This is a genomic window from Candidatus Thiodiazotropha endolucinida (genome assembly GCF_001715975.1).
Lineage (GTDB): Bacteria > Pseudomonadota > Gammaproteobacteria > Chromatiales > Chromatiaceae > Thiodiazotropha > Thiodiazotropha endolucinida.
Genome location: NZ_MARB01000037.1, coordinates 1 through 24,471, shown reverse-complemented (window position 1 = coordinate 24,471; position 24,471 = coordinate 1). Strand labels below are relative to the sequence as shown.

At 55.6% G+C, this 24,471-nt stretch carries 26 protein-coding genes; 13 read left to right on the top strand and 13 right to left on the bottom strand.

The features are described 5' to 3' along the window. Position 1 precedes the first annotated feature (1 nt). Positions 2-268, bottom strand: coding sequence for a (4Fe-4S)-binding protein (locus CODIS_RS19625; protein WP_069128357.1), 267 nt, complete (start codon positions 266-268; stop codon positions 2-4). 405 nt (positions 269-673) lie between these two features. Between CODIS_RS19625 and CODIS_RS19620 the strand changes: the two genes are divergently transcribed. Genes CODIS_RS19620 through CODIS_RS19600 form a run of 5 tightly spaced genes read left to right on the top strand, consistent with a single transcriptional unit; the run spans position 674 to position 4,039 of the window. After that, entirely contained in the window at positions 674-1,213 is a 540-nt protein-coding gene (locus CODIS_RS19620; protein ID WP_069128356.1) for a DUF2796 domain-containing protein, read from the top strand. Between the two features lie 25 nt (positions 1,214-1,238). After that, positions 1,239-1,952, top strand: a complete 714-nt coding sequence (locus CODIS_RS19615; RefSeq protein ID WP_069128355.1) for an ABC transporter ATP-binding protein — start codon at positions 1,239-1,241, stop codon at positions 1,950-1,952. After that, complete coding sequence (locus tag CODIS_RS19610; protein WP_069128354.1) at positions 1,952-3,211, top strand: ABC transporter permease; 1,260 nt, start codon at positions 1,952-1,954, stop codon at positions 3,209-3,211. Before CODIS_RS19615 ends, CODIS_RS19610 begins: the two co-directional genes overlap by 1 nt. Before the next feature lie 10 nt (positions 3,212-3,221). Beyond that, on the top strand, positions 3,222-3,746 hold the full coding sequence (locus CODIS_RS19605; protein WP_069128353.1) for a DUF3299 domain-containing protein: 525 nt from the start codon (positions 3,222-3,224) through the stop codon (positions 3,744-3,746). Further along, positions 3,743-4,039, top strand: a complete 297-nt coding sequence (locus tag CODIS_RS19600; protein ID WP_069128352.1) for a hypothetical protein — start codon at positions 3,743-3,745, stop codon at positions 4,037-4,039. The genes CODIS_RS19605 and CODIS_RS19600 overlap by 4 nt, the downstream gene beginning before the upstream one ends. A gap of 17 nt (positions 4,040-4,056) precedes the next feature. On the opposite strand, the gene CODIS_RS19595 is transcribed toward CODIS_RS19600, so the two are convergent. Next, positions 4,057-4,761: an arginine N-succinyltransferase gene (locus CODIS_RS19595; RefSeq protein ID WP_069128351.1), complete on the bottom strand. Its 705-nt coding sequence runs from the start codon at positions 4,759-4,761 to the stop codon at positions 4,057-4,059. Between the two features lie 229 nt (positions 4,762-4,990). On the opposite strand from CODIS_RS19595, the gene CODIS_RS19590 reads away from it, so the two are divergent. Continuing rightward, complete coding sequence (locus CODIS_RS19590; RefSeq protein ID WP_069128350.1) at positions 4,991-6,382, top strand: MBL fold metallo-hydrolase RNA specificity domain-containing protein; 1,392 nt, start codon at positions 4,991-4,993, stop codon at positions 6,380-6,382. A 45-nt stretch (positions 6,383-6,427) separates the two neighbouring features. Here CODIS_RS19590 and CODIS_RS19585 read toward each other — a convergent pair whose 3' ends face one another. The 5 genes from CODIS_RS19585 to CODIS_RS19565 all read right to left on the bottom strand — a co-directional run bounded on the left by CODIS_RS19585 (position 6,428) and on the right by CODIS_RS19565 (position 11,553). Next, the gene (locus tag CODIS_RS19585) at positions 6,428-7,177 is read right to left on the bottom strand and encodes a c-type cytochrome (protein WP_069128349.1); all 750 of its coding nucleotides are present in this window, start codon (positions 7,175-7,177) and stop codon (positions 6,428-6,430) included. Positions 7,178-7,365: 188 nt separating this feature from the next. Continuing rightward, on the bottom strand, positions 7,366-8,514 hold the full coding sequence (locus CODIS_RS19580; protein ID WP_069128348.1) for an ABC transporter ATP-binding protein: 1,149 nt from the start codon (positions 8,512-8,514) through the stop codon (positions 7,366-7,368). A 2-nt stretch (positions 8,515-8,516) separates the two neighbouring features. Next, positions 8,517-9,350 carry a carbohydrate ABC transporter permease gene (locus CODIS_RS19575; protein ID WP_069128347.1) on the bottom strand — a complete coding sequence of 278 codons (834 nt, stop codon included), beginning with the start codon at positions 9,348-9,350 and terminating at the stop codon, positions 8,517-8,519. Continuing rightward, on the bottom strand, positions 9,347-10,201 hold the full coding sequence (locus CODIS_RS19570) for a carbohydrate ABC transporter permease (protein WP_083220931.1): 855 nt from the start codon (positions 10,199-10,201) through the stop codon (positions 9,347-9,349). The genes CODIS_RS19575 and CODIS_RS19570 overlap by 4 nt, the downstream gene beginning before the upstream one ends. Before the next feature lie 44 nt (positions 10,202-10,245). After that, entirely contained in the window at positions 10,246-11,553 is a 1,308-nt protein-coding gene (locus tag CODIS_RS19565) for an extracellular solute-binding protein (protein WP_069128359.1), read from the bottom strand. 275 nt (positions 11,554-11,828) lie between these two features. Here CODIS_RS19565 and CODIS_RS19560 point away from each other — a divergent pair, with 275 nt between their 5' ends. Beyond that, complete coding sequence (locus CODIS_RS19560; RefSeq protein ID WP_154723219.1) at positions 11,829-12,440, top strand: class I SAM-dependent methyltransferase; 612 nt, start codon at positions 11,829-11,831, stop codon at positions 12,438-12,440. A gap of 29 nt (positions 12,441-12,469) precedes the next feature. Here CODIS_RS19560 and CODIS_RS19555 read toward each other — a convergent pair whose 3' ends face one another. Both CODIS_RS19555 and CODIS_RS19550 read right to left on the bottom strand, forming a co-directional pair. Continuing rightward, positions 12,470-12,796 carry a YciI family protein gene (locus CODIS_RS19555; RefSeq protein WP_069128344.1) on the bottom strand — a complete coding sequence of 109 codons (327 nt, stop codon included), beginning with the start codon at positions 12,794-12,796 and terminating at the stop codon, positions 12,470-12,472. Between the two features lie 96 nt (positions 12,797-12,892). Continuing rightward, a complete protein-coding gene (locus tag CODIS_RS19550) occupies positions 12,893-13,336 on the bottom strand; it encodes an SRPBCC family protein (protein ID WP_069128343.1) in 444 nt (147 codons plus the stop codon). Between the two features lie 132 nt (positions 13,337-13,468). Here CODIS_RS19550 and CODIS_RS19545 point away from each other — a divergent pair, with 132 nt between their 5' ends. Next, a complete protein-coding gene (locus CODIS_RS19545) occupies positions 13,469-13,921 on the top strand; it encodes a winged helix-turn-helix transcriptional regulator (protein WP_069128342.1) in 453 nt (150 codons plus the stop codon). A 41-nt stretch (positions 13,922-13,962) separates the two neighbouring features. Here the strand turns inward: CODIS_RS19545 and CODIS_RS19540 are convergent, their stop codons facing one another. Continuing rightward, entirely contained in the window at positions 13,963-14,880 is a 918-nt protein-coding gene (locus CODIS_RS19540; protein ID WP_069128341.1) for a LysR substrate-binding domain-containing protein, read from the bottom strand. Between the two features lie 110 nt (positions 14,881-14,990). On the opposite strand from CODIS_RS19540, the gene CODIS_RS19535 reads away from it, so the two are divergent. The 5 genes from CODIS_RS19535 (at position 14,991) to CODIS_RS19515 (ending at position 20,229) form a co-directional block, all read left to right on the top strand. Further along, positions 14,991-16,775, top strand: coding sequence for an assimilatory sulfite reductase (NADPH) flavoprotein subunit (locus CODIS_RS19535; protein WP_069128340.1), 1,785 nt, complete (start codon positions 14,991-14,993; stop codon positions 16,773-16,775). Continuing rightward, entirely contained in the window at positions 16,775-18,463 is a 1,689-nt protein-coding gene (gene cysI / locus CODIS_RS19530) for an assimilatory sulfite reductase (NADPH) hemoprotein subunit (RefSeq protein WP_154723218.1), read from the top strand. Before CODIS_RS19535 ends, cysI begins: the two co-directional genes overlap by 1 nt. Before the next feature lie 25 nt (positions 18,464-18,488). Continuing rightward, positions 18,489-19,172, top strand: coding sequence for a phosphoadenylyl-sulfate reductase (locus CODIS_RS19525; RefSeq protein ID WP_305782133.1), 684 nt, complete (start codon positions 18,489-18,491; stop codon positions 19,170-19,172). A gap of 103 nt (positions 19,173-19,275) precedes the next feature. Beyond that, positions 19,276-19,902 carry an adenylyl-sulfate kinase gene (gene cysC, locus CODIS_RS19520; protein WP_069128337.1) on the top strand — a complete coding sequence of 209 codons (627 nt, stop codon included), beginning with the start codon at positions 19,276-19,278 and terminating at the stop codon, positions 19,900-19,902. A gap of 15 nt (positions 19,903-19,917) precedes the next feature. Continuing rightward, complete coding sequence (locus CODIS_RS19515; RefSeq protein WP_069128336.1) at positions 19,918-20,229, top strand: DUF2061 domain-containing protein; 312 nt, start codon at positions 19,918-19,920, stop codon at positions 20,227-20,229. A 31-nt stretch (positions 20,230-20,260) separates the two neighbouring features. On the opposite strand, the gene CODIS_RS19510 is transcribed toward CODIS_RS19515, so the two are convergent. From CODIS_RS19510 to CODIS_RS19500, 3 genes are read right to left on the bottom strand one after another with little or no spacing between them, the layout of a single operon-like run. Continuing rightward, entirely contained in the window at positions 20,261-20,791 is a 531-nt protein-coding gene (locus CODIS_RS19510; RefSeq protein ID WP_069128335.1) for a hypothetical protein, read from the bottom strand. Further along, positions 20,788-22,629, bottom strand: a complete 1,842-nt coding sequence (locus CODIS_RS19505) for a hypothetical protein (protein WP_083220929.1) — start codon at positions 22,627-22,629, stop codon at positions 20,788-20,790. Before CODIS_RS19505 ends, CODIS_RS19510 begins: the two co-directional genes overlap by 4 nt. 24 nt (positions 22,630-22,653) lie before the next feature. Next, entirely contained in the window at positions 22,654-24,321 is a 1,668-nt protein-coding gene (locus tag CODIS_RS19500) for a thiamine pyrophosphate-binding protein (RefSeq protein WP_069128334.1), read from the bottom strand. Positions 24,322-24,471: the final 150 nt, after the last annotated feature.

Below are 24,471 nucleotides of genomic sequence, written 5' to 3'. Positions count from 1 at the left end.
ATCAATCGCTAGATTGAGCGGTAATTACACCGCCAAACGAATTTGACGGCTGACGACGGGTAAAAATCAACAGCCTGCTAGGACAGCGTTCTACTATATCCTTAACTTCACTAAGGGGTGAAAGGTCAGGTTGACACCAGGGATCTCTTCCGGCAATAAAAAGTTCACCTTTTGAATTTCCGCATTCACCTATGTGAATGCAAAGTCTCTCGTCCCATTCAACATCGATTTCCGTGCCCGTATAGAGAAAAACCTGCTTTTTGCCCATGGTATTCTCCTTTGGTCATTTAATATGCTGAGTATAGAGCCTTATTCGGTTTTAACGGTTACACTTACGAGATCCCCATCTTGTTAATAATTTATAGCAAGACCTCACATAACACCCTAAAGGACACCGAACCCATAAGTTAGATGCCTGCTGTCTCGTTATCGTTTCACAGGGAGTCGTTGAAGAAGCTCACGGAGACCGACTAAGCGCAGCTCCCGGCCGTTCCGATCGCGGTATGACACCGTTACCCGAAGGCTGGGCGGAAAATCGTAGAGTGATAGCAGTCTTAATCGTTGTTATTAAGTGAGAGTCAATCTCCGTAAGCGGTAACAGAATCTCAGCTGTACCAACTTAAGAATGTTATGTTATAACAATTGCTCTCTTGAGATAGGAGACCTGGACAATATGGATAAAATCAACTGGTACATCATTTTTTGTTCTACCGCTCTGCTCGCCGGTTCAATCCAGCTCAACGCAGCAGAACATGAGCACGAACACCATGAGGCCCATATCCACGGTGAGGCGCAGTTATTGCTTGCGATGGAGGATAATACCCTTGAAATGGAGCTCCTCAGTCCGGCAATGAATATGGTGGGTTTCGAACATCAACCGGCGAATGAGGCGCAGACGCGGGCAGTTGAATCGGCCGTTAACACCCTAAAGCAAACAGGGCGAATATTCAGCTTTCCCGACACAGCCAAATGTGATTCTGTCTCCGTCGAAGTGGTGTCTCCTCTGACGGAAAATGATCAGCATGTTGATGAAGAAGAGGTGCATAGCGACTTCAAGGCTCACTATCATTTCCGTTGCGCAGAGATATCCCGACTGGAGAGGATTGAAGTCCAGCTCTTCAGTGCGTTTCCAGGTATAGAGGTACAGAGTATTTCAAAACGGGGACAACGGAAGCTAGACTTGACGCCGGAACACAATACGCTGGAACTCTAGGCTGGTCGACTCGTTAGGTAACTACATGCCGGACTCAACTGCGATAGAGGTCAAGAACCTTCGATTTGGCTGGCGTAACGACCTGCCGGAGGTATTGCATATTCCGGCACTTGAGGTGGCACGGGGTGAACGCATCTTTATTCGCGGTGCGAGCGGCAGTGGCAAGAGTACACTGCTGGCACTGCTTGCCGGCGTCAACCTGCCAACCAGGGGTGATGTGAAGGTCCTCGGGGAGACCATCAACCGTCTCTCCAGCGCGAGGCGTGACCATTACCGATCCGATCATATCGGTTTTATATTTCAACTCTTCAATCTCATACCCTATCTCTCTGTTCTGGACAATGTCACCTTACCTTGCCGCTTCTCGCGAGTACGCAAAGAGAAAGCGGTTGCATCGGCAAACAGTCTCCGGGGTGAAGCCATGCGCCTGCTGGCGCACCTGGAAATGGCAGATGAGGATCTAATTGATCGCCCGGTGACTGAACTGAGTGTCGGTCAACAACAACGTGTGGCCACGGCTCGTGCGCTAATCGGCGCACCTGAGATAATAATCGCCGATGAACCCACCTCCGCCCTCGATAGCGATATGCGAAAGGTATTTCTCAAACTGTTGTTTCAGGAGTGTGAAGTGACAGGTTCCACCCTGTTGTTTGTCAGTCATGACCGCCAGCTTGAAACCCACTTCGAGCGTCATATCGCCTTGGATGAGGTCAACCAGCTCGTGCGGGAAGCGTTGTGATGGCAATCATCTCCCTTGCCTTCAAGAGTCTCTTGAACCGCCGCTTTACGGCGAGCCTGATCCTGCTGAGCATCGCCCTCAGTGTCTCTTTGTTGCTGGGGGTCGAGCGACTGCGGGTGGAATCACGCAACAGTTTCGCCAACACCATCTCCGGGACGGATCTGGTCGTTGGTGCCCGTAGTGGCGCCATCAACCTGCTGCTCTACTCGGTATTCCGAATCGGTGACGCCACCAACAACATCTCTTGGCAAAGCTATCAAAAATTTTCCGAACACCCACTGGTAAACTGGACCATCCCAATCTCACTGGGTGATTCGCATCTAGGTTATCGGGTAATGGGGACCAGCCGGGACTACTTCCAGTACTATAAATACGCCAATAAGCGATCATTGGCGTTCCACCGAGGTCAACCTTTCGAACATGTTTATCATGCGGTACTGGGACACGAGGTGGCTGAGAGGCTCGGCTATCAGATAGACCGGGAGATCGTCATCGCCCATGGGGCCGGCAAGACCAGCTTCACCCTGCACGATGACAAGCCGTTCAAGGTGGTGGGCATACTCAAACCCACAGGCACGCCCGTCGATCGTACCGTGCATGTGCCTCTGGAGGGTATCGAGGCAATCCACAAGGATTGGATTGCCGGGAGGCAGGTGGCTGGCTTGAATATCAGTGCTGAAGAGGCCCTGGAAAAGGACCTGACACCCAAGGCCATCACTGCCTTCCTGGTGGGGCTTAAAAGTAAGATCGCCACCTTCCGCCTTCAGCGCGAGATCAACGACTACCGCAAAGAGCCTCTGCTCGCGGTGCTGCCCGGGGTGGCGCTGCAACAGCTCTGGGATCTGATCAGCGTGGCGGAAAACGCCCTGCTGATCATCACCGTGCTGGTGGTCGCCGTCGGTCTTATCGGCATCCTGACTGTGATGCTGGCCAGTCTCAATGAACGGCGGCGTGAGATGGCGATATTGCGTTCGGTTGGAGCGCGCCCGGGACACATTCTGCTTCTGGTCACGGGTGAGAGCCTATTGCTTAGCTTGATTGGGATCGTATTGGGTTTGCTGCTGCTATATGCCGGACTGATGCTTGTTCAGTCCTATATCGAGACGGGTTATGGTCTCCACTTGCCGATCGGCCTTCCCTCAAACCGGGAGTGGCTGATCCTGGGATTGATTGGAACTTCGGCCCTGATAATTGGCCTAATACCGGGTTATCGTGCCTACCGCTACTCCCTTGCCGATGGTATGAGTATACGTATCTAGAGGTCCCTACATGAAATCGTTGAATAGTGCACTGTTAGCATTTTCACTTCTGGTCTCCATGGGCTCGTTACACGCTGAACCAGTCCAGGAGCTGGAGTGGGATGCCATGATTCCGGAGGATTATCGCCCTGACAAGATCATGGCGCAATTTGGCGATATCAATGCGCTTGACGACGATGATCCCAGGGCGCAGAAAATCCTCGAGGAGCTGGAGGCTGTCTGGCAGGAGGCGCCAATTGTAGAGAGTCTGGATGGAAAACGGGTCAAGCTTCCGGGTTTCGTGGTACCCATTGAAGGGGACGGCAAAAAGCTGACCGAGTTCCTATTGGTGCCCTACTATGGCGCCTGCATCCATGTGCCGCCCCCTCCGGCCAATCAGACTGTCTATGTAAAGGTGCCCAAGGGTGACGCCAAGATACGTCAAGCCTTCGATACGGTCTGGGTTTTGGGGGTTCTGAGCGCCAAATCCTTCAACAGTGATCTGGCAACCGCCGGTTACCAGATAGTGGCGGAAGAGGTTACACCCTACGAATGAATAAGGCTTGGTATTCATTCTCCGGTACCATCATCCTCTACGGAACCTCCACTCTCCATCTTGATGCCCTGGAAGTTGCTTGCCACATCCATGCGCCTGATGATTACGCACAATTCAGCAGTCAGCCCCTTGTGATGCCTGCAGTCGGCAACCGAATGGCCTGCGAAAAGGTGAACCTGCTGCGCTTCAGTTCACGCGGTAGATGCCATTGCACGCAAGACCCTATGGATATGGAAAAAACGCTACCCTTGGATTATTCGCCCCAGTCGGAGCCGGAAGGCCGACTCCCCTGAGGGGGTGGAAAGTCAGACTACTCCTTGAGCTTGATCTTGAGCTTACCCTCTTCGACGCGAATATCCTCGACGCCTTTGGCGAATCCTGTCCAGAACCCCTGCTGATCGCCAAATTCGCTGATCAGGTCGATGTTTTTCAGTCCGCCCAGCCAGGCGTTGGGTATGGGGATACCCATGATGCTGACGCCCTTCAGTATTACCACCGGTTTGGCGTTGCGAAATGCCATCTCCACCCCCGTGGATACCCGCAGGGTCTTGCCGCCGAGGATTGGGAAGTCCTTATCCACAGGCACCAGCAGTCTGGCGCTGACCAGATCGTCACCCAGGTCGATGGCAAGCTTTCTGGCCAGATCCTGATTGTTCGCCACCATGGCATTGAGTTCCCTCTCACTGAAAAAGACCTCGCGTCTGGCCCCTTGCTCGTTGTATCGCTCAGGTCTCAACCACTGCTCATCGCTCTCCTTCTGTTGAGCCTGTTGCTCAGGCTGGGGATCGGGGCTTGGCTGATATCCCAGTTGTTTAAGCTTGTCGTTGAGTACCTGTTGCTCGGCATGATTGAGTTGTACCGGGGTAAAGTCCTTGGCATACACATAGGTGCGCACCACCCAATAGGTGACAGCGGCGGTTACCAGAATGGTTGCCAGGACGATCCACATAATGTGGATGCCGCGAAGCCCGCTTTGACCTGCAGGGTTGTCTATTTGCTCTGTATCTGTTGCCATCTTGGTTACTCGGTAAGGTTGAATGATGCGGTGGCATCAGCAAAGCATATTGCGCCTCTAATAATGATTATACGCCCTGAGTGCCGATATGAATGTTGAAATTTGTGGCTCATGGCGTGCTTTGATCACTCTTCGTGATAAGCTGCGAATATAATCTAGGGCCTGTTAACGCTTATCCAATCGGCTCTAAAGTGTCGAATCGAAAAAGATCCTCTAAAGGACATGCCCTATGCAGATTGAATTCTATGGTGCAACCAGCGGTATTACCGGTTCCTGTCATATTCTCCGTGCCAATGGAGAGACGGTATTGCTCGATTGCGGGCTGATACAGGGACGCAGGGAAGAGATGGAGAAAAATCGCCGTCCCTTTCCATTCTCACCGGGCGACATCAGCGCGGTGGTTCTCAGTCATGGCCATATCGACCACTCGGGGCGGATCCCCCTGTTGGTCAAGCAGGGTTATCAGGGACCGATCTATGCGCAGAACGCGACCATGGAGCTGTGCGATATCCTGCTGCAGGATTCCGCTTATCTGCAGGAGAGGGATGCGCAGTATGAAAACAAATGGAGAAAACGCAAAGGGAAGCCGTTTATCGATCCACTCTATACTGTCGCCGATGCCCGGGAGGCACTGGATAACCTGGTCGGTCTGAAGTACAGGGAGAAGCGGGAGATCCTGCCGGGGATATCGATCCGCTTTCAGGATGCGGGGCATATCCTCGGATCTACCAGTGTGGAGGTGTGGCTGAATGAGAATGGCAAACAGCGGAAGATCGTCTTCAGCGGCGATTTGGGTCAGTACGATACACCCATCCTGAACGATCCGGCGGTCATTGATGAGGCGGACCACGTGATTGTCGAGAGCACATACGGAAACCGGCGCCACCGGGATCGGCAGAACACCATCCACGAGATCGGCGACATCATCCGCGAGGCCGCCCATCAAAGGGGCAACCTGCTGATCCCCGCCTTTTCCATAGGGCGTAGTCAGGAGATCCTCTACTACCTGGGGGAAAACTACGATGAATGGGAGCTGGGGCGCTGGCAGGTCTTTCTTGACAGCCCTATGGCGATCAGGGCAAGCAAGGTCTATTGGGACTATCCGCATCTTTACGATGAGGAGGCGACCAAGCTGCGCAAGAAGATCCATGAGATGCCCCATCTGCAAAATCTCAAACTGACGGAGTCACCGCAGGAGTCGATGGCGATCAATCGCATCAAGAGCGGTGCGATTATCATCTCCGCCAGCGGCATGTGTACCGGAGGCAGGATAGTGCACCATCTCAAGCACAATATCTCCCGCTCCGGGGCGCATATCATGATCGTGGGATATCAGGCCAACGGCACCCTGGGGCGGGCGCTGGTCGACGGTAAATCTCCGGTCCGGATCCATGGCGACGAGTATCGGGTCAAGGCGCATATCCACACGGTCGGCGGACTCTCTGCGCATGCCGATGTGGACGATCTGACAAGATGGCTCAGCAGTTTCAGAAACAGCTATCCGCATGTTCATGTTGTGCATGGGGAACCCGAGTCGAAACGGGATTTTCGCGACAGGCTGGCGTCGGATGTCGGATTCAAGGCCTCTGTACCTGAACCGGGCGATGTGCTGGAATTGTAGCGGTTGAGCGGGTGAAAGCGGATGCCTTGAGCCTTGATGTACTGCTCACATATCGGAACCGGGAGCTGAAGGGCGCTTATATCTGCTCGGTCTATAGCGTGGAAAGTCCCGGTTACGCCAGTCCTTAGGTGCAAGTTTCTCTTCGGCTGGTTTCAAGCGGGATATATAGTCCATCACGGCGGAGATGTCGCGTGATGGAAAACTCTGGCTCTGCTTGACCATCTTCTTGTCGGCGTTGCGCCTGCGTCCGTCGCGTATCCACCTGAACTGGCGCATGAGATATTGATAGTGTTGCCCTTGGAGTAGGGGAATATTTTCATCCACTATCCCTTCAGCCCGCTTGCCATGACATTCGGCGCAGTGTTCCTCGTAGATCGCTTCCCCGTGCTTGAGGTCAGAGCCTGGGCCGACCCCGTTGTTTCGGGTCATGGGCAAATTGGCGATATAGGCGCTGACGTCCGCGATCTCCTGCAGTGACAGGAGTTCGAGCATGGTGAATGGCAGCATTGTGGGATTGTCCCGGTTACGCGCGCGAATATCGGCCAGTTGCTTAATGATAACCTTTCTTAACTGGCCGGCTATCTGCGGGTAGTAGCCGCTGATACTGCCCCAGCCTTCCGGTTGATGGCAGACCAGGCAAACACGGTAGACCTCTTTGCCATTTTCAATGTCGGGGGTAAGCTCGATCGCGCGTTCCACCTCCTTTGCCGCCCGCTGTGGGTCTTCTGCGTTGGCAAGGCCGAACAGGTTGGCTGCGAAGAAGAGTATCGCTATGTAAAGGGAACGGTGGTCCATTTTATATTCACTCAGACTGATTGCCGGTCAGTGTGTCGTTTATCGCCAGTCTGGGATAATTTCCTACATAAACTCGAAACATTCAAGTCATGGCGGGGTTGTTTCGGGGAAATGGCAAGGAGGCGCAGCTCCATCCGTATTCTCATATTCACCCATATCAGGGTGGGACGCCGTATTGAACAGGCGTCTCAGACGATGACTTGACCCTGCAGATCGAACAGGCACAGGTTGTCGATCTCGAAACTCAAAGTCAACTGTTCTCCGGCGCTGAATCCGTGGTGGCCGGGCAGAAGGGCAATCAAAGGTCGAGGCTGAGTTGCGGAAACCGCTCGGTCGGTAATTTCACCAGCGGTCACCTCCAGCTCCGTGGCAAGATGCAGAATGGTTTCATGACCCATCGATTCAACCGCGGTGACCCGAGCTGTCAGGCCAACCTCTGATTGCGCTTGAGTGATGCGGATTGCATTGGGTCGTATCCCCGCCAGGATTGTCTGGCCGGAGCATGAGTTTAGATCGGCATAGCGTGCCACAACCCGCTCCGGGAGCGATAGATGCAGCGGCCCCAACTGGAGCAGAGTATTTCCCTGGCTGCGGTGCAATGATCCACGGATGAGGTTCATGCCGGGAGATCCGATAAAATTCGCGACGAAGGTATTGGCGGGGTGCTGATAGATAACATGCGGCTGGGCCACTTGCTGTAATCGGCCGTTATTGAGGACCGCAATGCGTTGGCCCAGGGTCATGGCCTCAGCCTGGTCATGGGTGACATAGAGTGTGGTGATGGCGAGTTCTCTCTGCAAACGAATGATTTCAGAGCGGATCTGTACACGCAATTGGGCATCGAGATTGGAGAGTGGTTCATCCATCAGGAACAGGTCGGCTTTCCTTATAATGGCGCGTCCCATCGCCACACGCTGACGCTGTCCGCCTGACAGGGCCTTGGGTTTTCGCTCGAGTAGCGGGATGAGATCGAGCATCTCTGCGATGCGCATCACTCTACGGTCAATATCGGTGGGTGACAGCCTTTGCATGCGCAATGGAAAATCCAGGTTGCGACGTACCGTCATGTGAGGGTAGAGCGCATAGTTTTGGAACACCATGGCCACATTCCGCTGCTGGGCCGGGATATGGTTGACCACGCGCCCGCCGATGCTAATCTCTCCTGAACTGATCTCCTCCAGTCCAGCCGCCATTCGCAGTAGTGTGGATTTACCACACCCTGAGGGGCCGACAAGAACCATGAACTCTCCATCGCCGATACTCAGGTTCAGCTCATGCACTGCATCAATGCCGCTGTCGAAGCGTCTGCCGAGATTGATGAATTCGATGGATGCCATGCTCAACCCTTGATTGCGGAGCTGGCGACGCCACGGACGAACCAGCGTTGAAAGATGATGAACAACAGCAGTACCGGTAACACCATCATCACGCCAAAGGCAAGGATGTCTCCCCAGTTGAGGGGCGGCAGGGTGAAAAAGCTGGCGATGGCAACCGGCAATGGGCGTACCGAGGGTCCGATTGTCACCATCATCGGCCAGAGATAACTGCCCCACCAGGTGAGGAAGGTGAGAATAGCAACACTGGCGAAGACCGGTTTGGCATTCGGCATGATGATGCTGAAAAAGATACGCAGGGTGGAGGCGCCATCGAGACGGGCCGCCTCTTCGAGCTCTTTCGGCATGCCGATGAAAAAACTGTAAAAGAGATAGATGGCGAAGGCGTTTGCAATGAAGGGCACTATCTGGATGCTGAAGCTGTCGCGCAGGCCGAGCATGGATGCGCCGTAGAACAGAGGTATGGCGATCGCCTCGAAGGGCAGGATCATCAGCGCCAAGACCAGATTGAAGAGCAGATCCCGGCCACGCCACTGCAGGCGGGCGAAGGCGTATGCGGCCATGGAATTGACCAGCAGTCCGCTGCTGACGATGCAGCCGGTGATGAACAGCGAGTTGAAAAAGTAACGCAGGAAATCGCTGCGCCTGAATACGTCGGCATAGTTTTGCAGCGAGACTTCGCTTGGCAGGAAGGCAGCCAGTGAGCCACCCTCCACCAATATGCTCTGATCCGGTTTGAGGCTGCCGACGAACATCATCAACAACGGCACGATGAACAGTGCTGCCATGCCGCCAAGCAGCAGATAACTCAGCAGGACGGATAAGCGGGTAGCTCTCATGTCATTTCCCGCTCATGATGTGTGTAACGGCGTTGCAACCAGGTGACGGCCAGGACAAGCAGGAAGAAGACCACGGTCATGGCGCTGGCAAGTGCGACCTGTTGTCGGGCAAAGGCCGACTGCACCATTTCGTAGATCACGGTTGTGGTCGCGTTGTCCGGGCCTCCACGGGTCATTATCTGCACCTGATCGAAGAGACGGAAGGCGAGAATGGTGGTGATGAGCATGACGAAGATCAGGGGGTTACGCAGTTGCGGCAGCGTGATATGAAGAAGTTGTTGCCATCTCCCTGCACCGTCGAGCGCAGCGGCCTCGTAGAGTGATTGCGGAATCGCCTGCAGACCGGCGAGAAGGATCACCATCTGAAATTCCACACCCTGCCAGATCGACAGCAGCATGATGCCCGGCAGGGCGAGCAAGGGATCGCGGAGGAAGTCCCTGGCCTCCCACAAGCCAAAGCTCGCCCATTCGAGAAAGGCGTTCATCATCCCGTCCGGTCCGGGGGCATAGATCAACGACCAGATAACCGAAACTAGGGACATGGGAAAGACGACGGGCATGAAGAAGAGGGTGCGGAATGCCACCGTCCCCGGCAGACCCTGATTCAGCAACAGCGCAAGCGCAAGCGCGAGCACTGTCTGCAGGGGTACGACTACGGCCGCGAAGAGGAGGTTGTTGAGCAGTGCTCGCATGAAGTCGGGATCGTTGAACAGCTGGACAAACTGGCCGAAGCCGACAAATTTTACCGGCAGCGGTGAGCCGAGACGCAGATCGGTAAAGGCAAGCGCCAGCGCAGCGGCAAAGGGAAGGAGGATAAAGAGCAATAACCCCGCGAGTGCGGGAATCGCCATTAGCAGGGCAGTCGCCGATTGCTTGCTTGTCCGGCTGCGGATGGTCAAGGTTTTACCTCGCCGCGCCAGGGGTAGCCCTGGTTGTCTGCGATTTCACGATCGATCGCCTCGACCGCGCGCTCCAGCACAGATTCGATATCGCTTCCGCTACGGATGCGATCGACAATTCGTTGGAATTCCGCGGTGATGATCGGATAGGCCGGAGTGCGCGGACGCGGAATCCCACGGCCCTTCTCGAGTTGTTCGGCAAACAGTCGCAGCGGGCCACCGGGTCGGTAGAGGGGGGAGGCATCGATGGCGGAGCGGGTTGCGGGGATGGCGCCGTTTGCGTTCGCCATTGAGAGCACCTCCTCGGTGGTCAACAGAAACGAGAGAAAGGTGGCGGCGGCCACGGTTTTTTGGCTGCCGGCAGTGATCGCCCAACACCAGGAGCCCATGCCTGTCTTGCTGCCCGCACCGAAATCGGGCAGGGGCAGCAATAACAGATCGTCACCCAGGCTCGCCTGGTATTGCCGGTAATTCCAGTGACCGCCCAGGGCCAAGGGAACCCGGCGGCTGGTAAAGGCGGCATCGTCGATATTGGGATCGACACGGTTTTTCGTGATCCAGTCTTGCAGGTTCCTCAACATGGTGATGCTCTCGAGTCCATTCAGCACCCCGTCGGCACTGAGATGGCGGCCTCGCTCGATGAGATCGCCGCCTGCCGATTGCAGTATCGGCGACAGGCCATAGGTGTACCATTCACCCGCATAGTTGAGTTTGAGGTCGAGGACCTGCCCATCCGGGTCCTGGATGGACAGCTGTTGCAGGGCAGTCTCGAACTCATCCCGGGACCAAGGCTGTTGCAGTGAGGGGATACGCACTCCGGCTTGCTGCAGTTTGGAGCGATCGCCGTAGAGCCCCAGGCCCGAGTCGTAGACACCCACCGCCCAGAGTCGGCCGGCATAACTGCCCTGGGTAGTTATCGAAGGCAGCAGATCGGCAATCAGTTGTTTGTCGAACAGCTTATCCAGAGGGCGCAGGTGTCCCTGCCATGCATAGGCGGCGACAAAGGGGCCATCCAGTTCGAGCAGGTCCGGCAATTCGCCGGCAACCGCCGCAGCCTGGACCTGGGCATTGTAACTCCCTTCAGGGATCAGGGTGAGTTGAATATCGAGCTTGGGATGGCTTTGATTGAATCGGGCGACCTGCTCTTGCAACACCGTGCGTTCACTCTCCTGGCCGGCATGTGCCCAGATCCTGAGCCGGTCCTCGTCCGAGGATCTATTCGTCTCTTTCCCACAACCGGCCAGGATGATGATAAGGAGCAGGCCGAATAGCAGCGACGCAGGTTTGAGAATCCCGTATCTCATGATTATTTTTCGAACTGTGTGGCGAAATGATCGATCTGGTTGATCGGTTAACCTCATATCCACTAAATTCATCTGCATTGAAACGATTGATATCAGGTGTGATTCAGAGACCTAAGGCAATAGCGTAACACACGGGCATTTTTGAGTGATCAGCTAGATATAGGCTATCCGCTGCAACTTCACAATCACCCAATCATCTGTTGATCAGCGCTACATCTCATATAGGATATTGGGTGGAGTGTTGTACTGCCAAAAAATAGCGGGATTGTGAAAACGTGACGGAACAGATGCTTAAATATCATTCATTGCAAACCCAACTCGATTTGCACCAAGGCGTTCCCTATTCGCCCAACTGGTCTGCTGAAGCCGATTTCATCCAGCTCATCGTTGATGCCTGTCTCAAGCTCAGACCCAGACAGATCCTGGAGTGCAGCAGCGGCTTGACTACCTTAATGCTGGCACGCTGCTGCCAGATCAATGGCGAAGGCCGGGTGATCAGCCTGGAAGATGGGTTGCAGTACGTCGACAACACTCGGGCCTATATCGATCGCTATGGCCTCGGAAGCCATGCAACAGTTGTTCATGCCCCGCTCCAGGATAGGGTTGTGGATGGCGCTCTCTACAGTTGGTACGCAACAGATGCGATTCCTGAAACGGGAATCGATATGCTGGTCATCGACGGGCCTTCAGGTTTCATCCAAAAGCACTCGCGCTATCCCGTGCTTCCCGTATGCTATCCGCGTCTTGCCGATCACTGCGCCATCTATCTGGACGATGCGGCCCGGGAGGATGAACAGGCGATCGTGGCCATGTGGCAAAGCCGTTTTCCAAATCTGAAGCATGAATTTCACGCCACATCCAGAGGCTGTTCCGTCCTTTTCATTTAACGCTGCTATGCACTGCCGCTGAGCACCTGTTAAATGTTGTCAACCGGCATCGGCAGCATTTGGGAGACATCGAGTGTGCCGCCGTAATCGAGGTGCGGACAGGTTTTGAGCAGTTCCAATGCCGCCTCCATACTCTCGGCTTCAAGAATGGAAAACCCCATAATCGGATGGAGGGAGGGTTCATCCGATACACCCGTGGGAGTCAGTACCTTGGTTATACCGACTGGTGTTCCGGGATTGGTCAATGCCGAACCAAGGTTATCGGCCCAGGCCCGCCATCTGGCCATACCTTCGGCGCCAGCCTCCGGTGTATCCGGCATTTCGCCTCCGTGGTAGGTAAAGATAAATTCAGGCATGGAATCGTCTCCTTTGGTTTGTGCAGCTTTAGCGAATATCAGGCCTGAAGCGGCACCCCGCATTTTTTTAGTGTCGTATTGGGAAAGCCATTCACCCTAATATGAATTGGGCCTCCCGCCCATCCCGTTCAGGTAGTATTTTAGACTGCCGTCGATGTAGTGGTCCCAACCGGCTTTACAGATCTCATAACACTGCATCCCGGGAGTCAGTCCTATATGGATCAGGGTAATGGTGCTTCTCCCATCCTGTTCGCGGATGTCAAATTTCAACCTTGTTCCAAGCCACTCTTCGGTATCGTCCAAGGCATCCGCAACCATGTGTGATTCGCAACACTCAAGTTCGACTAGGTCGGGCTTATTCAGCGTTACGGCCTCGAAAATCCAATAGGAGGTTCCGCCGAAGTCCGTTCTGGCTCGGTCCCCGATACTGGAAAACTGACGGCTCATTGGGGTCCACCACGCCGACATCTCTTGCGTAATCGCCCGATAGGCGCGTTCGGCGGGGACCGGACAACTGATTGAAGTTTGGTAGTTGCTCATGTCGGTGATCTATCTGTTGACGCGCTCACTGCGCCAGGTCCACAGCGATGCTTATTGAATTTGCCGCTTGCTTAAATGATTCTATAATGAAAGTATTCTAGTAAAACAATTCTATAATGCAAGTGTTATTTCATGGTAGCTAAGATCGAGCACAAACTGCGCAGCGAATGTCCCATCGCATGTGCCCTGGATGTCATTGGGGACCACTGGAGTCTGTTGGTTATCCGCAATCTGATGTTTCTGGGTATCCACGAGTATAAGGATATGTTGAAAATGGAGGAGCAGATCTCCAGCAGCATCCTGACCAATCGCCTGATGAGGTTGCAGCGCGATGGGTTGATTGCTTCCCTGCCGCACCCGGAGAGTCGACGCCGCAAGTTGTACTATCTGACAGCAAAAGGAATCGACCTGATCTATATGATGACCGAACTGGTGGTCTGGTCGAACAAGCATATGGGGGATTGGGTTAACATTCCAAAGCATAAAAAAGAGCTAATCGAGCAAGACCCGGATCGTCTCATTCAGATTACATTGGAAGAGCTTGATGCATGGGAACGGCAATTCATTCCTGAAAAAAGCGTCTGAGATCCCTTGGTGACGGAGTGTTCTATCATCGATCTTACAGCCTAGCTGTTTGTTCTGGTCACGCCATTCTCAAGTACCATCGATTCCATCAAATCGATGAATTTCTGCTGGTAACGGCGCAGATACTTGTCCTTGTGGTAGGCCACCCAGGTGGTCTCCCAGGGGAGCATGTTGCCGAGGTCCCGAATCTCCAGGTCCCGATCCTGCTCTGCTGAGTAGGCCATGCTCGCAATCAGGCCGACACCCATGCCCTCCCGTACATAGGTTTTGATCACGTCGGTGTCGGCGGCGGTCAATACCACGTTGGGCTGCAGGCCGGCCCGGGTAAAGGTGATCTGCATGTGATTGGCGCCGGTGAAGCCGAAGGTATAGGTAATCAGCGGATAGTCGCAGATGCTTTCCATGGAAAGCGGTTTCTGCGACAGCACAGGATGACCCTTGAGAGCGATAAGGCTGCGGTTCCAGCGATAGCAGGGGATGGCATTGAGAGAGGAGTGTTCGCCCAGCTCCTCAGTGCAGATAGAGAAGTCGGCCCGGTCGGTTAGGGCCATTTCAACCAGCTGTTGTGGTGTTCCCTGGTGTATCTGCAGGCTGACGGTCGGGAAGATTTGGCGAAAGGCGCGGATCACCGCGGGCAGTACATAGCGTGCCTGGGTATGGGTGGTGCCGATGCGCAGGATTCCACTGCTCTCCTCCACGTGGTCACGGCCGACGGCGAGGATGTTTTCACGGATGGCCAGGGCCTGTCGCGCATAGTTGAGCACCTCCTCACCTGCTGCCGTCAAGGCGATCAGCCGTTTTCCCTTGCGGACGAAGAGTTGGGTCCCCAGCTCCCTTTCAAGCTGTGCCAGATGCTGGGAGACGGCCGACTGCACCAGGTAGATCTGCTTCGCCGCCAGGGTCACGTTAAAGCCCGACTCCGCCAGGGCCACCAGTGAGTTGAGTTGCCTGAGTTCCATATCTTATTTCAAGATTAAATATCAGAATATATTACTTCAAAAGATATAACGCCTCTTCCAATATTGCTACCCAATCCAATCCTAAAGCATTGCCTTGGAGTCGCATCACCATGGATAACACCGTCAAGACCCTGGAGGATTTCTCGAATCATCCGCTGGAACGCGTGCAACTCTCACGCCTGCTGCAGGCGGTTGAGGGATTGGACAAGCAACAACTCTCTTGGGCCAGCGGTTATCTTGCTGGTCTGGGGGTGCTCGAGCCCACTGTCGCCAAGGCGCCCGACCAGGTCCCGGGCGTGACCATTCTCTACGCCACCCAGGGTGGGAATGCCCGTAGCGTGGCGGAGGCGCTGGCTGAGAATGCGACGGCACAGGGATTTGCGCCCCGCCTGGTTTCCGCCGATAGCTACCGCCCCAGAGACCTCACCAAAGAGCAAGTGCTGGTGGTGGTTATCAGCACCCAAGGTGAAGGTGAGCCTCCGGAGAGCGCCTACGATCTCTTCAAATACCTCCGTGGTGACAGAGCGCCTCGACTGGAGGGGCTCAGATATGCGGTGTTCGGTCTGGGGGATTCCAGCTACGAGCAGTTTTGCCAGGCAGCCAGGGAACTGGATGAGTTGCTGGGAAACCAGGGTGCGCGATCGTTGCTCGATCGGATCGATGCGGATGTGGAATTCCAACAGGCTGCAACGAACTGGCAGGACCGGATCCTGACGGAGCTGGGAGAATTGCAGCCATTGGATCAGGCCAGGATCATTCCGTTGCAACGCGAGTCGGCAACGCCCAGGCACGATCGCAACAACCCGTTTCGGGCGGCGTTGTTGGCGCGGCATCGCATCACCACCGCCGATGCCGTATGCAATGTGCAGCATATCTCTCTGGAGATCGACCCGGCGGTGATCCGCTACCGGCCGGGGGACGCCCTGGGTCTCTACTTTCAGAATGATCCGGCTTTGATCGAAGAGATGCTCGCCCTGGCGGGATTGGCAGCCGAGGCGCCGGTCAGTCTCGATGGGGAGCGCATGACGCTTGGTCAGGCCCTTGAGGAGCGTTTGGAACTGACTCAGCTCCACCCCTCTGTGGTCAAGGCATGGGCAGCACTTGCAGGTGATCAGGGACTGGATACGTTAAGTCGGGAGAGAGAAAAGTTACGGACCTTCGTCCAGAACCGACAGTTTGTCGATCTGCTGCAGAATCATCCAGCCGATGTGGATGCCCAGGGGCTGGTGGAGATACTTCATGCCCAACAGCCCAGGCTCTACTCGATCGCGTCCAGCCAGACGGCCTACGAGGATGAGGTCCATCTCACTGTTGCCGCGCTGCGTTACAGAGGCCATGGTCGAGACCATTTGGGCGGAGCCTCCGGTTATCTGACACAGCGTATCTCCGAGGGAGATGATTTGGGTGTCTATGTGGTGGAGAATCCGAGTTTCAGACTGCCGGCATCGGCAGACATCCCCATCATCATGATCGGCGCGGGCACGGGCATCGCACCCTATCGTGCCTTCCTCCAGGAACGCGAGGCACTGGGAAGCGCCGGCGACGGCTGGCTGGTGTTCGGCAATCGCCACTTTCACCGTGATTTCCTCTATCAGGCCGACTGGCTCGCATACCGAAAGGCGGGTCTGCTCAATCGCATCAGTCTGGCCTTCTCCCGGGATGAAGGGGCCTGCAGCTACGTGCAGGCACGGCTCTACGAGGAGCGGGCGGAGCTCTATCGATGGCTGCGGGAGGGCGCCCACCTCTATGTGTGCGGCGGAGTGGAGATGGCGCAGGGTGTACATCAATCCCTGTTGGCCATCGTCCAGGATCAGGGCGGTCTGGCTGAGGAGGCCGCTGTCGAATACACCGAGACCCTGCGGGAGCAGGGGCGTTACCAGAGAGACATCTACTGATGGATATCAAGGTCAATCCCAACGAACTCATCAAGGCCGACAGCCACTATCTCCGGGGAACCCTGAGGGAGAGCATGGCAGACCAGGCGAGCGGCGCCCTGTCGCCGGACGATACGCAGATCAGCAAGTTCCACGGTTTCTACCAGCAGGACGACCGGGACCGGCGACTGGATCGCCGGCAGCAGTTCCTTGAGCCCTACTACAGCTTCATGCTGCGGGCCAGACTACCCGGCGGAGTCTGCACGCCCCGGCAGTGGTTGGCCATCGATGCAGTGGGACGGGAACTGGGTAACGGCAGCATTCGCCTGACCACCCGTCAGACCTTTCAATATCACGGTATTCTGAAGCGTAACCTGAAGCCTCTGATCCAGCGCATCAACCGGGTCATGATCGACTCCATCGGCGGTTGCGGCGACGTCAACCGCAACGTGCTCTGCAATCCCAATCCGTTGTCCTCCACCCTGCATGCCGAGGTATATGACTGGGCCAGGCGCATCAGTGAGCATCTGTTGCCGAAAACCCGTGCATATCACGAGATCTGGCTCGATGGCGAACCGGTGGCCGGCGGTGAATCGGAACCGGTCTACGGGGAGACCTATCTTCCCCGCAAGTTCAAGACCGCGCTGGCCATACCGCCGCACAACGATGTGGACGTCTACACCAACGACCTGGGCTTCGTCGCCATAGCAGAGGGTGATGAGCTGTTGGGCTTCAATATCCTGGCCGGCGGTGGGATGGGTGTCACTCATGACGATTACTCCACTTTTCCGCGCCTTGCGGACGAGCTGGGTTTTATACCGCCGCAACAGACCCTGGCGGTGGCTGAAGCGGTGGTCAGCGTGCAGCGGGATTTCGGTGACCGGACAAGCCGTCGTCACGCGCGCCTCAAATACACCATCGAACGCATGGGATTGGCGACCTTCATCACCGAAGTGGAGCGACGTGCCGGGGTGCGCTTCAAACCGTCACGCAGGGTCCGGTTTACCAGCCAGGGGGACCGCTATGGCTGGGTAGAGGATGAGCGTGGGCGCTGGCACCTGACGCTCTATGTCGAGAACGGTCGGGTAGCGGACACCCCGGACGCAAGCCTGATGAGCGGTCTGCGGGAGATTGCAGGCATCCACCAGGGAGACTTCCGCATCACCCCGGGTCAGAACCTGATCGTGGCCGGTGTGCCTGAAGGTCAAAAGGCAATCATTGAAGGGATTGCCCGCCGTCATGACCTGCTGGCCGAGGGGCGCAGTCCAACCCGCCTGGCAAGTATCGCCTGCGTGGCGTTACCCACTTGCCCTCAGGCGATGGCCGAAGCCGAGCGCTACTTTCCTGATCTCTTAGAGACGATAGAGGAGATCGCGGATCGCCACGGGATCGACCGGCAGGCCATCGTCATGCGCATGACCGGTTGCCCCAATGGCTGCGCCCGTCCCTACGTGGCGGAGATCGGCCTGGTAGGCAGGGGGCCGGGTCGCTACAACCTGCAACTGGGCGGTGACGGCATCGGTTTGAGACTCAATCGTCTCTATCGCAAGAATCTGAATGAGCGTGAACTGTTGCGCACCCTGGACGAACTCTTCCGGATCTATGCCGGCGAGCGCCTGCCGCAGGAACGCTTCGGTGATTTCGCGGTACGGCGCGGTCTGGTGAAACCGGTCATCGATCCCGCGGAGGACTACCATGAATTCCCTTGAGCAGATTGCCCGTGTGCCACCATTGATGACGGAGGATCTTGGGGAAATCAACCATGAGCTGCAGGGATTGAGCGCACAGAGGCGTATCGAATGGGCGCTGAGCCACCTCCGCGGTAAGCATATTCTGACCTCCAGCTTCGGCATCCAGGGGGCACTCATGCTTCATCTGGTAACCCGTATCGTACCTGATATCCCGGTAGTACTGGTGGATACCGGCTACCTTTTTCCGCAGACCTACAGCTTTATCGATCAATTGACCGAACGCCTGCAGTTGAATCTTCAGGTCTACCGTGCCGAGCATTCGCCGGCCTGGCAGGAGCGCCGCTATGGCCGCCTCTGGGAACAGGGATTGACCGGTATTGAGCACTACAACCGCATCAATAAGGTGGAACCGCTGCAACGTGCCCTGAAAACGCTCGATGCCGGCAGCTGGTTCGCAGGATTGCGCCGCCAGCAGTCGCACAGCCGTTCCGTTCTGCCGGTGGTGCGGATCCAGGACGGCCGTTTCAAGATCCATCCGGTGGTCGATTGGCACAACCGGGACGTGCACCGCTATCTGCAGAAACACAATCTTCCCTACCATCCGCTGTGGGAGCGGGGCTATGCATCGGTGGGCGATATCCACACCAGCCGTCCGCTGCAGCCGGGTATGCGTGAGGAGGAGACCCGCTTTTTCGGGTTGAAGCGGGAGTGCGGTATCCACGAATGATCATCGGTCAAGCGATCTGGTGAGGCCTGACCCACCAATCCAGAACAGACCAATTACGATCAAGGCAACAGTCATATTCAAACCATCCAAGGAGCAAATCACAATGAGCAGCAATATTGTTTGGCATTCCCACCCGGTGGACCAGGGAGCCAGGGCAGAGCAAAAACGCCAGCGGCCGTTGGTGATCTGGTTTACCGGACTCAGCGCCTCCGGTAAATCGACCATCGCCGGGGCACTGGAGCAGATCCTCACCGGTCAGGGTTACCATACCTATCTGCTGGACGGCGACAACGTGCGTCACGGTCTCTGCCGTGACCTGGGATTCAGCGACAAAGACCGTCAGGAGAACATTCGCCGGGTGGGCGAGGTGGCCAGACTGATGGCCGATGCCGGGTTGATTACCCTGGCTGCGTTTATCTCCCCCTTTCGCGCCGATCGTCGCCTGGTCAGGGAGATCATGCCCGAGGAGCAGTTCGTGGAGGTTTTCGTGGATGCGGATCTGTCGGTTTGCCGGGGACGCGATCCAAAGGGTCTCTACGCCAAGGCGGACCGGGGGGAGATCAAACAGTTCACCGGTATCGACAGTCCTTACGAAGTGCCGCAGAAACCGGAAGTGCATATTCGCGCAGGCGAAGTCCCGGTGGCTGAGGCGGTCAACCAGTTGCTGGATTATCTGCATCGGAGCGGGGTCCTGCAGGCGGGTTATCAACCGGTTGCCCTGGAAGCCTGAGGCAGGTGGCTACCGATGTTCATTACCTGTGCGGACAACAAGGCCGAGAAACGGTCACGGCAGGCCGCTTCCTCGGATCGCCCGATACGCAGTCTGGCCAAGGCGGTCTCCTGGCGCGTGACCGGATCGATCGACACCATCCTGCTCTCCTGGTTCTTTACCGGTAGCCTCACTACCGCCGCGGCTATAGGCCTGACCGAGGTGGTGACCAAGATGGTGCTCTACTATCTGCATGAGCGGATCTGGAACAGGATACCCCTTGGAAGAGACCGCTGTGACCGATATGACGTGACGGAGGTGTTGCAGGCTGAGTCTCCGGTTGCGTGAGATTGCCTTTCCCGGGACCTGCCAGGGCCGGTTAAACCGAGGCGTTGTAGCGGGTCCGCCACTCTGCAAGGGCCTTATCCAGTTCACCCTGGGCGCCTATCCAGTGCCAGAAATCGACAAAGTCGCTGGCGGCGTTTTCCAGGCTGAAGGCCATCTTGTGGCGCTTGTCTTTGAGAAACAGCGAGATATTGCAGGCCACAGTATCCAGGTAATCGGAGGCGATCTCCGTCGCCGACTGCTGTTGACCGCCCATAAGAATACCTTCCCTGTACGCCTGCATGATGCCGTACTCCTTGCGCTTGACGAAGCTCTCCACCGATTGCCGGCGATCCCGGGTGAGGTGTACATAGTAGGCATCGTTGCCGTATTCACGCTCGAGCCTGCCGAGTATCCAGCATAATCTGTTATCCGCCTCGATATGGTTGTCGGGGTAGCTCAACCGCAGTTTGCCTGTCAGAGTCGAACGGGACTCGTGGGCCGCGGTATAGTTACTGATGTGTTGACAGGCCTGAACGAAGGTCGTGGATCCGCATCTGCCGGCGTTGAGAATAAATATATTCATGATAATTGCGAAAGGGTCTGCCGCCAGAGATCACGATCCCTGCTATATGAGCGCAGTGCCTGCAGGATCTGTTGTCGCCGAACCTGCCGATGTTGGGTTGATTCGATCATGCCATATCCGGGTGACCCGAAACCAAAGTTGCATCTCATGTTGGCAATGAATCGTCGAAAGTTCTCGATGGCATCCCCGGTAACGGCATACTGCCACCACCAGCAGTGTCGATCCTCGATCTGTTGATCGAGACGTTCCAGTTTTGCCATGATCTCTTTCTGCATGCGGGAATAGCGATCCAACAGGGTGGCTTCGGTATCGTTCAGTATCTGTTCAATCCGTCTGTCACTCAATCGTTGCTGCGGGTATCCGGACTCAATCAATGCCTGCAGGCTGAACAGCATCATATCGCCAAAGAACTGTCGTTCGAATTCCCCGGATATATCGATGCCCGCCTGTCCCTTGTCGACGCCCGCCCTGAATTCGGATTCTCCGATCTGGTCCTGTGTCCGTTTATGCAGCAACGGAAGATTGGCCGATGCGAATCGGCTGCCCAGTTCGGATTTCATGATCCGTCCCAGTTGCGGTCCGGCCATCCTCAATTTCAGGGTGGCGAAGGGAATAAAGTAGTCAAGTGCCTGAGGGCTGAGCAGGTAGTTACCCGTGTAGAGTGTGCGTGCCGGTATGAGTTCTGTTGCGACGGGCGGATTCGTATAGAAATTTTGGCGCGTCAGATGCTCGCCATCGAAAAAGCGGTTCAACTGTTCTGAAAAATCCGTGAAACAGGTTAGCTGATCGTGTTGGCCATGCAGCCGGCATTGATAACGGTAGGGTTCCCGGGTGGCGTGAAATCCGAACAGATCCGCCATGTCATGGTAGGCCGCGTCTCCCCCTGTTGTGATCCGTTGCTGATGAAAATGGCAGTGATGATTGGGCCCAAGATCGGCGATGTCGGTGACAAATCCTGATACGTCCTGGATAAAGTTGCCGGCCATCACGGCAGGTGAAACCGGAGGGTCACCCACAACCTTGCCGGTCAGTACCAGAGTGTCGGTTGTGGTGAAGATCCGATCCAGACGATGAAAGTAGTTGATGGCAAATAGACCATCCCGCCGGCTGGGTGTATTGACCCGGAACTCCTGGTCACTGTCGATGAACCAGATCAGCGCGGGTGATTCTTCACACACGAGCTGTTTCACCTTCAGGTAGCTGAGATTGCGGGTGATGGAAGCGCCTTTGTGATGGAATGCCTTGGCTGGATAGTTGCCAATAATGCCGGTCAGAGCCTGCCTTTGTGCAGAGGTCAGGCCATCCAGCATTTGCAGTTGCTCATCCTGCCCGAAATAGATGGTCTCGAGTCCCTGCCGGGTAAATTGCTGCTGTATGTGCTTGATCCAGGTCCTGGCATGCGGATCTTTACTGTCATCCGCTATCAAGACCGTTATCATTTGCCGCTTCTGTTCCGTGAAGCCGCCATAATTGAATCGCCGGCACTGGTTATACAGGCTGTCCAGGCAGCTTTGCAGATGCTGGGGTCTGTCTGCGACAGGTATCACAACGATAAATCGAAAGCGGTCATCCACCGCTTGATCGGCAATCAAGGACTCCATCTCCAGAAACAGTCGCTGATGGAGATCGAGCAGAGCCCCGGGATAGCCGTGCCTTGGCATCTCCTGCTCCAGGAACAATGTTGCCCTGTCGGTCAGTTCGATGAAGATGGCTGAATGAGTGCTGTCGGATTCAGCAGTCGTTAACTGCCGCCAGCGTTCACTGGCCGCCTGTAATGCTGGGTTGGAACCAAATTGAGTGTAGAAGCTGTGCAGTGCTTGATATTTGCCTGTCGCCATCGTTTATGGGTTGCAGACAACGGGTCAGCGTTTGGATGAATAGTTGGGGAAGGCATCCTTGTCGATAGCGATATCGATCAGGTTGATTGCCTGTCGCAGATCATACTGTTGAAACAAATGGTCCAGGTCCTCCGGAGTCGTCACCTGTTTGTAGTTAATGCCAAACGATTCGGCGAGATGGCCATAGTCGGGATTGACAAAGTCGCAGTTGATGAATCGCTGTTGGTAGAGCTGATGCTGGTTTTTACGAATCAGTCCCATGGTGCCGTTGTTGAACAATACGACATTCAGCGGCAGCCGGTAGTTGACGGCTGTCATGATCTCCATGCAACACATCTGAAAGCCGCCGTCGCCGAGGATGGCGAAGGTGGGTTTCCGGGTGGTGAACTGGGCACCGATCGCAGCTGGGATGGCATGCCCCAGGGATGAGATGCCGGAGTTGGGATAATACCGGTTGCTGCTGGATACCTCGTAGAAGTTCTGGGCAAAGATGATATTGTCATCGAAAACCCTGGTCTGGTGTGGAAAGTGCTCGGCCAACCTGTCGAAGAACGCCTCGGCTAGTGAAAAACCGGATTTGAAGATGGTGTAGTCACCCTCGGCGGATGATTTGAGATCGGTAATCCTGCTCTCAGTCTCGTTGATGGGATGGTGCGCCTTGCCGGTTTTGTCCAACCTGGCCAGGAGAGCGTCGATGACTTCCCCGATATCGCCGCAGATGGCCAGTTCGGCATCGAATACCTTTTCCAGTTGATGGGGATCGTGGTCAATCTGGACAATTTTTCGATCTTTCAACAGTGAGTGGTCCCAAAGATAACTAGTACGTTCATTGAACCCCGCGCCGAGGATTATCAGCAGGTCTGATTTCTCCACGATGAACTTATAGGCATTACCGCTGGATGTGACACCCAGACTGCCGAGGGAGAGCGGGGAGTCCTCACTTACAACACCCTTGCCCTTGAGGCTTGATGCGACCGGGATCTGTAGCATCTGGCTAAGTGTATTGATGGATGTCCGGGCGCCCGACCGGATAGCCCCGTAGCCTGCGACTATCACCGGTTGGCTGGCTTCCTGGATCAGGCTGTGGAGTCGGCCCAATTTAGTTTCATCAACAAGGCTGTAAATCGGGTCTTGCTTGACGATCAGATCGTCAAGCAGCGCTTCTTCGATCAGCTCACTCTGAACATTGAAGGGTATGCTGAGTAACACGGGCCCGGGATTGGCGGCGAGTAATGCCTTGCTTGCCTGTATCAGGACTTGCGGCAGATAGTCGGTTCTCTCGATCGATTTGCTGTAACCTGTGATGTGTTTGAACAGAGCCGCCTGGTTGAAACTGCCGCCTTCACCCGAACTCTCCTGCAGTCCCCCTTTGCCGAAGATATAGGTCGGCGCCTCGCCGGTAATGGCGATAACGGGTTGTTTGTCCGCGTAGGCGTTGGCGATGCCGGTAATCAGATTGGTGGCGCCCGGCCCCGCGGTGGCGATACAGGCGGCAAGCTTTCCCGAGGCCTTCGTGTATCCCCCGGCCATGAAGGCTGCCCCCTGCTCATGCTTGGCCAGTATGGCCTGAATGTTCGAATTATAGAGGGCATCATAGATCGGCAGAACGTGGGCGCCCGGCATACCGAAAATGGTATCCACACCCAAGCGCTCCAGGTACCTGACGATAAATTCACTGACTTTTATCTTCATGAAACTGCTTTAACTTAGGGCCTGTTAACACTAATCCAATACACCCTGTTGTGCCTGAAAAAGCGCCAATCAAGGCGCGAGGAGAGAGGTTTGGTTATTCCAAATGAGCGACGAGCAACGCCGAGTGGCGCTTTTTCAGGCGCAACCCGA